The following is an 807-nucleotide window of genomic DNA, read 5'->3' on the forward strand; positions in this document are numbered from 1 at the left end:
CAGCCTCGAGGATCTGCGAGAGAATTGTTGCGATATCCCCCACGATGGCTTTGCCCATAGGAGCACGGGCCGCCTCACCCGAATCACAGGTGATGTGCCGCAACTGAGTCCCTTCGGGGAGGTAGTTGCCCGGCTCGTACTGGTGGTAGCGAAATACCGGCGCTCCGATAACAAGGACAAGGTCGTGAGCGTTGAACAGCGCGTTGATTCCCGCGATGGATGCAGGGAGGACACCGCGGAAGTTTCTGTGTCTCGTCGGGAAAGGGCAGCGGGCGGGAGAGGGGGCGATCCAAGCCGGTGCATTCAGCTTCTCCGAGAGTCTCACCGCATCGTTGTTAGCGTGGACCGAGTCCACGTCGGGCCCGAAAACGAGGACCGGGCTACGTGCTGCCTTGATCTCGGCCACTAGCCGGTCCAGTTGTTCTGCAGTCAGGGCTCCTCCCACTTCAGACGTGCGGGAAGCCAGATGGTGTGCGTTTTCAGGGGCTGCGTGGTCCCAGTCGTCATAGGGAATGGAGAGGTAGACAGGGCCTGGGGCAGGGAGTGTGGCCGTGTGAATTCCCTGACTGATAGCCCTGGGAACATCATCGGCGGTCAGTGGCTCCGTGCTCCACTTCACGAGGGGACGGGGCAGGCTCGGTGCATCCACGTTGGCCAGCATCACTTCCATGCCAACGGTCGCACGGACTTGCTGGCCGGCCGTGATCACCAGCGGCGAATGTGAATAGACAGCGTTCGTCAGCCCACCCATCGCATTGCCCGTACCGGCGGCAGCGTGCAGATTAACGAAGGTGGCGCTCCCTGATG

Annotated in this window: 1 pseudogene; it reads right to left on the reverse strand. The window is 61.7% G+C overall.

Annotated features, from left to right (window positions below):
- Window positions 1-807, reverse strand: a pseudogene (locus CXQ90_RS21655) (thiamine pyrophosphate-binding protein); the annotation flags it as partial.

This window comes from Arthrobacter sp. ZGTC131, from assembly GCF_002929275.1.
In the GTDB taxonomy this organism is placed as follows: domain Bacteria; phylum Actinomycetota; class Actinomycetes; order Actinomycetales; family Micrococcaceae; genus Arthrobacter.